Genomic DNA, 8,146 nt, shown 5'->3' with positions numbered 1-8,146 from the left:
CGACGTGGCTCCATCGCGCACCGCTTCGCTCTTCACGAGCTCGGCGAGCGTGAACGCATCCGGCGCCTGCGCCAGGGGCTGCTGCACAAGGCTCGATTGGCCGCCGGGATTCGGGAGCAGGACCAGGGGAGGAGTCTTGTCGGCGATAACCGTGCTCGATGCCTCGTAGACGGGCGGCCTGACCAGGGAGAAGATCGTGGCGACGACCGTGGTAATGAGCACGGCGATGCCGAAGATCGGCCGGCGCCGGTACACCGCAGACAGCAGGTCTCTCAGAACCTCGCTCTGTGCGACCGTCGGTGTCCGATCAGTCCCGGTCGCCATCACGGCCGGAGCCCCAGGAAGATGGTCGAGATAATGCCGAGGATCGTCGGCAGGGCGGCGACCCCGGGCGCTGGGACCACCATCACATCGCCAGGCCGCAGGGTTTCATTCTGTCGCAGGTCACCCTTATACATCTTCTGCAGGTCCATGGTGATGAGGACACCGCCGCCGTTTGCGATGGGATGGACATCCTGCGCTCGTACGCTGGCGGTGAGCGGCCCTTGGGAGTTATCCGTGCGGCGCACGATGTGAGCCGTGTTCGACGTCGATGCACCGTGGAGCACCGGGCCGCCCGCCACGGCCAGGGCTTGGAGCACCGTCACGTCCCCCTTGAGCGGGTAGATCCCCGGATGATTGACATCCCCCAGCACGTAAAATTTGTTCTTCGTGTCCTCCGGGATGATCAGCGTATCGCCCGGTTCCAGCACGAGGTTCTGCTGCAGGTCTTGCTGGATCAAGAGGCCATCGAGGCTGATCGGCTGGGTCCGGCCGGACGTCCGCACCAGTTGCGCCTCGGGCAGCGCGGCGTTGTCCGTGACTCCCGAGGCGACGGACAACGCGTCGAGGATTCGCGTTCCGGGAGGCAGCGTATACGTCCCCGGATGGGTGACCTGACCGAGGACCGAGACGCGAATCTTTCGGAACTCCTTCACAATCACGGAGACCTGCGGATTGATAATGTACTTGGCGAATGCTCGGGTAAGATCTTGGGTCAGGCGCTCGACCGACCGCCCCCCCGCCGTCACGGTCCCTGCCAGAGGGACCGCGACCTGACCGTCCGGCCGCACGGTGACAACGCGGGTCATATCCGGGTATCCCCACACGGTAATCTCCAGCACATCCTCGGGACCAAGCAGGTAGGGCCCGGCCGAGTAGCGGCCGGTGCCTTGAGAGGCCGGCGGCTGAGGACTGACCAGTGTCGGTACCGTGGGGGCCGCCGGACGAACACCCGTAGGCCCACCGCTCGCTACGAGTTGAGGGAGACCGGCGTTCGACGGCTGCGCGCTCTCCGCAGGCTGCACGGTTGTGGGGGCCGGCGCACTCGCGGCAGACAGGACGGTCCCAGCGTGCTGGTCAGGCGGCAGGATACGATTCCCCGTGCTGCCCTTCGCCTCTTTGAAGCTCACAACGATCGCGGCTCTATCCGGCGAAGTTGCCACGTGAATCGGGGCGCGTTCGACGAGCTCCAGAACCACGCGGACCACGTCAGGGGCAAACTGCCCCGCGCGGATCTGCTTCACAATGCCTCGACCGGCCGGGGGCTTTCCTGACTCGAGGGCCAAGTGGGCCCTCGACACGTCCAGGACCACCCAGTCTGGCTCGACGTTGCGAAGTTGGTACCGGACGGGTCCTGTCGCCGCAATCGAGACCCACGGCTTGTCGGCCGCGCCCCAGACACTGATCTCCGTGACTTTCGGGAGCGCGCCCTGAATGGTCTCGCCGCGCATGGTCGCGTTTGCACGCCCGGCCACCCCCGATGCCGGGATCCCGATGACCAGCGCCATGCCGTTCTGAGCAGGACCCAAGCGAGGACGGACCGGCTGGACCAGCTCCACAACGACCCGAACGATGTCGGCTGCGAACTGGCCGACTCGGACCTGCGAAACCGGACCGCCGTTGAACGGCAGCCTTCCCGCCGGGACGCCTAGCTCCGCGCCCATCACGTCGACGACGACCCATTGGGGCCGCACGCTGACCTGTTGATAGCGCGCCGGCCCCGAGGTCGTGATCAAGACCTGGAGTTCGCCCGGCGCCTCCTGTACCGACACCCCCGTCACCTTCACGGGCGTGGCCTCGACGCGAGCCGACGGCCACGCCACGAGAGCGACCAGCAATACCAGCCCCGTGGCGAGAGGGCGAACCGTGTGGTGAAGGGGAGCCATCATCGTCAGTGTTCACCTCCGTCACCGTGCGCGCGATCCGCACGGCGCGTCATCTTGGGGATTGTCCTTGATCATCCGTGTCACGCGAAACCGCTTATGCGCGGCGGATATCTGGGGGTGTTGGGTCGCCGGCGAAGCCTCATCACGCCATGGCTCCGCACGCCATGGCTCCGCCGGAACCGTGCATCCGAGGTCTCCGATGCACGCGCGATAGCCTTCTCGGTTTGTCGTGCGGTAGTCAGACCAACTCAAGATCGACTGCGTCGACCTGGACTCTCCTCTGCTGTCCGAGCAGGTGCATCAGCACCTGCACTCGCCCAGAACCGGATAGCGGACGTTCAAAAACGGCTTCCAGCCCGGCCAAGGGGCCGCGTCGGATCATCACCCGGGCCTTCGGCTCGAACCGCGGCCCGGGGCGAACAAACCCGAGTTCCTTCACCCGCGCCCGAATGGCGTCGATTGCGTCGTCCGGGACAGGCATCGGCGATCCCTCGGTGCCTAGGATCGACTTCACGCCCGGGGTCCAGCGCACGACGTTCCAGTGACTCGGATTGCTATCCATGGATTCCAACTGCACGAACAGGTAACTTGGAAACAACGGCTCGAGGCGGACGACGCGGCGAGACCGATAATAATGGATGACTTCGATGAAGGGCAAGAACGCGGGGATCGCCTTCTGCGTCAAATGCGAAAGCGCCCGACCTTCACAGTGGCTCTTGGCCTGCACCGCGTACCAGTTGATCATCCACCCCGCCGTACGTTACGGACCCGGCGGCGCCCCCCGCTTGGGCCAGATCGGACCAAGGATGTACCGGAGATCGCGTCCGCCGTACGGGCCGCGCGCGAAGTACACACCAACAATGACGTACGCCTCGTCACGGTACATGACTACGCGCAACCCGTGCTCCGGGTCAGCCGACGAGGGCTCAGCCAAACACTCTTCGGAGCGCACGTTGACATACGAATCGCTCGGCGTTCGTGAGACTGTCACCGCCGCCACACATTCTCCCCGAATGTTGTCCAAGGCGAAGTATTCTTCGAATCTAACGCACGCGAGACCGCAGCGTCGATATTCCGAAAGGTAGATTGTCGCTAACTATTGGGTAGATTCTTTGTACGTCTGATCGGGTGCGATGAGTGCGTGGTCACCTGGTGCGAGTGCTGCGCTCTCGTCGTATCCTCCGAGCAACGATTGAATGTCGCGGCGACCGGCCAGCGCCGAATAAAAAAACTCACGAGATCCGGTGAGGACCCCGTGAGCACATCGCGGATGCCCTCTTCGGCGGCCCGGCTGACCACGAGGGTCCCGCGGCTTTGCGTCCCCGGATTGCTCCGGGTTTGCCCGTTCGGAGGTACTATTCGATTGCCGCTATAGTACCGTCATCGTTCTTCATCCGTCAATCCCAACACGTGTTCGTTCAGCAGGTCTCCATGTGATTGACGGAGCCGGCCGGCACTCGCCGTCTACTTGATCAGTCCCTTGCGCAGAACGTAGGCCACAAGTTGCGTACGGTTGTGGCAGCCCAACTTGCGGAGGATGTTGTGGATGTGCGTCTTGATCGTTCCCTCGGTCACGACAAACTTGCTGGCGATCTGACCGTAGGTACTCCCTTTGGCCAGTTCGACGAGAATGTCAAACTGTCGCCGCGTCAGCCCTTCGGGTTCGACGTTCTTTCGTGTCCGTCCCTCGCGGATCAGGCGCCCTAGGTTGTCGATGAGCTTCCGGGTGATCTCCGGATGAAAAAAGGCGCGTCCATTGCACACGGACCGCAGCGCGGCCGCAAGGTTGGGAGCGGGAATGTCTTTGAGAATGTAGCCCGTCGCCCCCGCCTCTGTGGCCTCCAACGCCTTCGCCTCATCAAGCCGATCCGTCATGACGATGATCTCGACATCGGGCATGGCCTGCTTGAGGTGGCGGGTCGCTTCAATCCCATCGCAGCGGGGCATATCCTGATCGATCAGCACCGCATCGGGTTTGAGCTCGCACGCGAGCCGCACCGCCTCTTCCCCATCGGCGGCCTCGCCAACGATCTCAACGTCGTCAACGGCGCTCAGCATCGCCCGAACGCCCTGCCGGATAACGGCCATGTCATCTGCGAGCACGATACGGGTTCGTTCCATAGTGGATACCGGCCCTGTCTATAAGATTTTTTTGGCGACGGGGATTAGATGCCTCAGGTGCCTCCGGTTGAGTCGTTTCACTCGAGAGCCAAACACCGTTCCGACAATCCTTCGTTTGGTGAACGCAGGTTCGCCTGGGTGAATATTTGCTAAATATCACCAAAGATCCTGCCGAATGGTCGGCAAACATTTGTTTGGTATTCACGAGTCGTACAGAGCGTCCATCCGTTTCGAAGGCAACCGTAGGGGTGATCAGGAAGACCTTGGACAATCACATGGGGCAGACCATCGCTGAGAAAATTCTCGCCACCCACGCCGGCGAGCGAGGACTCACCGCTCGATGAGCGGTGGGCCGCGCGAGCGGTTTGAGGCGCTCGCGCGGATGTCGGGCGCCGAAATTCCCCTGGCCGAAGGGGCGCTGTTGATCGCGGCAGAAGAGTACTCCTCCCTGAACGTTCCCGGTTACCTCGCGGAGCTGGACCGCCTGGCCGACAAGGCCCGTGCCCATGTCCCTCCCGGCACAGAGCCGCCAGAGGCCGTCTCCGCGCTGTGTGAGTTCCTGTTCAAGGAAGCGAGCTTCAGAGGCAACACGCAGCACTACGGCGATCCCAAGAACAGCTTTCTCAACGAGGTCCTTGACCGCCGCCGCGGCATCCCCATCACCCTCGCGGTGGTGCATCTCGAGGTGGGCTGGCGGCTGCGCCTCCCGATGTTTGGGGTCGGGATGCCGGCGCATTTCCTCGTGGGCTGCGAGACAAAAGGCGCGCCCCTTTTTGTGGACGCCTTTCGCGGAGTGGTCCTCACCGAGGCCGGCTGCGGTCATCTCTTCGAAGAGATGACCCAAGGGTCGGCGCCGTTTCGCAAGGACTATCTCGCCCCCACCCCGACTCGCTACATCCTTGTGCGTATCCTGCGGAACTTGAAGGGCATCTTTCTCCAGAAGGAGGACCTTGATCGTACCGCCGCGGCGGTCGAGCGGATCTTGCTCCTCGCCCCGGACCTCGCTGGAGATGTCCGGGATCTCGGGCTGATCCGGTACCGGCAGGGGAAGCTTGTCGAGGCCCGGCGGCTGCTCGAGCAGTATCTTCGCACGGTCCCCAAAGATGCGGGCGACCGGCCGGCCGTGGAGACATACCTGCTCCAGGTAAGGGAGCTGCTTGCGCGATTGAACTGACCGGCCGGACGCTGCGGTCCGTCCCCGATCACTTCGGGAGGGGCGGCCAGGTCGCGTTCACGTTGCGCGACGGATCGTAGGGCACAACGCTGTACGTATGCTCCACGTCGCGCACGAGCTGCACATCCGCGTACGTGACCTCGTTCGGCCGCACAAGGGCAAGGGCCGGATCTCCCAGGACGTAATCGACATTCTGATAGTCGATCGCCGAGCTCCCACTCCGCGCTTCGATATGCACCGTGTGGGGATGGGTCGTCATAAGCCTCGCGTAGTTCACATAAAATGACACGGAAGACGGGTCGGTCGCGTTTTGAATGGGCTGGTGAGACTCGAGGCTGGCGCTCACACGCTGCGCGCTTCCTTGGGCGTCTTGCAGCAAGATCAAATTGTCGCCGATCGGCCTCCCGGCGGCGTCGTGGAGCCTGAACACGATCGTGGCGTTGGCTTGGTCGGCATGCTGGTTCGTCCATGCGGCGGTCCGGGCGGACCAATCCTTCACGACGGCCCCGTAGCTTGCGTCGTCAGTGACGGCGAGGGCCTGCAGCAGCGCCGCAAACGGCGGATCGCGGGGTGCCGTGACCGCGCCGATGATTCCGCTATGCGTATACCCCGGAACGACCAAATGGGCCGCGGGCGTCCGCATCGACACCGACCGCAGCTGCGGTGGATCGGTCTGCGGGTCGGCCTCCAAACGAGTGTAATTGAGGTTCGCCCCGCTGACGCGGACGGTACTGTCCGACCCATTCTCCCGTGTCTGCCAAAACACCTGATCCCGAAACTCGCTGTGGTCGTCGCCCCCGAGGCTGAACACCCGCACCGCATCGAGGCGCCCTGCGTTCCACGCGTCCAACCACTCGGTGTTGAGCCTCCAGAGGAATGGGCTCCCGTAGTCGAGATCCGCGAGTACCCGCATCCCCACCGATGACTGATCCACGATACCGAAGAACAGCTTCGCCAGGATGGTCCGGCCCAACTGGGCCAGCGTGGAACCATGGTTGGCTCCGGCAAGGGTGATCAGATGCGACGGCAACGGCCGTCCTTGGGCCTGCCGGTTCAGGATCCACCGTCTGGCGATGATCGCGCCGGTGGAGTGGCAGGCGACGGCGGTGCGTGCGATCGTCACGCCGGCCGCCTCGAGTTGGCCGGCGTGATCCTCCAGCGCAGCCGCGAGATCGTCGACCGTCACCTCATCATCGAGCGAGAGGAAGGCCGAGAGCAGGATGCTGTCGTTGGGGATCCTTTGGGCGGATAAGAGGGCTGGGAAATGCGCGTATGCATTCAGCGCGCGCACGCTGTATCCATGGATCAGGAGCACCCGGTCGACAGGCATATTAGGTCACCGCGCCGGGGTAAGCGCTATTGCGGCCGCTCGTGCATCCCGCCGGCGGCCGCCTTCCGCTGAGTGCCTGAGGCGCTGCGCCGAGGACCGGCTTTGCGCTGCCCCTGCGCCATCTCTACGCTGCGCTTGAGGGCTTCCATCAGGTCGATGACCTTTCCAGGTTCTTGAGCCTTGGGAGAGGCGACCGGCGCGCCCTCACCCTTGGCCTTGATCATCGCCACGACCTTGTCCCGGTATTCGTCGCGGAACTCTTCGATATGAAACTCCATCGCCAGATTCTCGACGAGCTGGAGCGCCATCTTTCGCTCGTTGGGATGGATCTTCGCCTCCACGGGAAACTCGTCGAGCGCGGACAGCGCGCGAACCTCATCCGCATAGAACAGCGTCGCCATCACCATGCCGTCTTCGTAGGGCCGCAGCGCCACCGGGTACTCCTTGTCGCGAATCACGACCTGGCCGACGGCGACCCGGTTGACCTCCTTGAGCGCGTCCCGAAAGAGGACGAACGCTTTGGTGCCGCCTTCGTCGGGGGCCACGTAGTAGGAATGCTCATAGTACAGCGGATCGATCTCTGTCAGCTCGACAAACCCGGCGACATTTACACTGCGGCTCGTATCGCTCGGCAAACCTTCCAATTCCTCATCGGTGACCGTGATGAACTTTCCCTTGCTGACTTCGTATCCTCGGACCACGTCCTTCCACTCGATGACGCGCTCATGGTACGGACAGTACCGCTGGTTCTTGATGGGGTTGAGGCACTCACTGTGGAGAAGCCGGAATCGCACGTCCTTCTCTTCGGTCGCGGTGTAGAGCTTGACCGGAAACGTGACCAACCCGAAGCTGACATGCCCCCGCCAGTACGGTCTCACGGCGATCCCTCCGTCGGTGGTTGCCCTAGGAGCGGCACCGAGCATTGTAATACCCGAGGAAGGGCCAGGCAAGTTTTCTGCTGCCAAACACCTGTTCGCCTCCCAGAGGAAATGATGTTGCCGCGGCCAAAACGTCTCACCGACGCGTGAGGCGATCCAGTTGGGCACGTTCGAGGAATGAGGGGGGGATGGGCGTGAAAAGATTCGCACCATTGATGTTGGGTGTGGCAATCACCGGCCTCATAACGGTCCTGGCGCTCAGGTCGTCCCTGCGAGTTGGCAACACTCCTCTGGCGATTTGGGAATTACAGAAGATCTTCATCTTTGCTCTCGCCACCCTGATCGTGACGCGCATCCTGCGGGTGGCGCTGGGTCTTCTCCGATTCGCACGAATGCCGCGTGTTTCTGCCACCCAGAACGCATGGATCACCTTCGC

9 protein-coding genes and 1 riboswitch are annotated in these 8,146 nt (G+C 63.1%); of the genes, 2 read left to right on the top strand and 7 right to left on the bottom strand.

Annotated features, from left to right (window positions below):
- The 5 genes from VFP86_17200 to VFP86_17180 form a co-directional block, all read right to left on the bottom strand.
- Positions 1–324, bottom strand: a 324-nt coding sequence (locus tag VFP86_17200) for a Wzz/FepE/Etk N-terminal domain-containing protein (protein HET9001380.1), incomplete at its 3' end; no start/stop codon positions are given.
- Positions 324–2,210 (bottom strand): polysaccharide biosynthesis/export family protein, encoded by a 1,887-nt coding sequence (locus tag VFP86_17195; GenBank protein ID HET9001379.1) that lies wholly within the window; start codon positions 2,208–2,210, stop codon positions 324–326. The genes VFP86_17200 and VFP86_17195, both read right to left, overlap by 1 nt.
- Before the next feature lie 235 nt (positions 2,211–2,445).
- Entirely contained in the window at positions 2,446–2,952 is a 507-nt protein-coding gene (locus VFP86_17190; protein ID HET9001378.1) for a transcription termination/antitermination NusG family protein, read from the bottom strand.
- A 15-nt stretch (positions 2,953–2,967) separates the two neighbouring features.
- Entirely contained in the window at positions 2,968–3,198 is a 231-nt protein-coding gene (locus tag VFP86_17185; protein HET9001377.1) for a hypothetical protein, read from the bottom strand.
- Positions 3,199–3,485: 287 nt separating this feature from the next.
- Positions 3,486–3,560, bottom strand: a riboswitch (cyclic di-GMP riboswitch).
- A 111-nt stretch (positions 3,561–3,671) separates the two neighbouring features.
- Positions 3,672–4,328: a response regulator transcription factor gene (locus tag VFP86_17180; protein ID HET9001376.1), complete on the bottom strand. Its 657-nt coding sequence runs from the start codon at positions 4,326–4,328 to the stop codon at positions 3,672–3,674.
- Positions 4,329–4,668: 340 nt separating this feature from the next.
- Between VFP86_17180 and VFP86_17175 the strand changes: the two genes are divergently transcribed.
- Positions 4,669–5,502 carry a tetratricopeptide repeat protein gene (locus VFP86_17175; GenBank protein ID HET9001375.1) on the top strand — a complete coding sequence of 278 codons (834 nt, stop codon included), beginning with the start codon at positions 4,669–4,671 and terminating at the stop codon, positions 5,500–5,502.
- Positions 5,503–5,530: 28 nt separating this feature from the next.
- Here VFP86_17175 and VFP86_17170 read toward each other — a convergent pair whose 3' ends face one another.
- On the bottom strand, positions 5,531–6,832 hold the full coding sequence (locus VFP86_17170; protein ID HET9001374.1) for a hypothetical protein: 1,302 nt from the start codon (positions 6,830–6,832) through the stop codon (positions 5,531–5,533).
- Between the two features lie 26 nt (positions 6,833–6,858).
- Complete coding sequence (locus tag VFP86_17165; GenBank protein ID HET9001373.1) at positions 6,859–7,710, bottom strand: Ku protein; 852 nt, start codon at positions 7,708–7,710, stop codon at positions 6,859–6,861.
- A 188-nt stretch (positions 7,711–7,898) separates the two neighbouring features.
- Here VFP86_17165 and VFP86_17160 point away from each other — a divergent pair.
- A partial coding sequence (locus VFP86_17160) for a hypothetical protein (GenBank protein HET9001372.1) occupies positions 7,899–8,146 on the top strand: 248 nt, incomplete at its 3' end.

It is taken from the genome of bacterium (genome assembly GCA_035703895.1).
Lineage (GTDB): Bacteria > Sysuimicrobiota > Sysuimicrobiia > Sysuimicrobiales > Segetimicrobiaceae > Segetimicrobium.
Note: the sequence above shows the minus strand (reverse complement) of the source record. Positions and strands in the feature narration are given on the sequence as shown.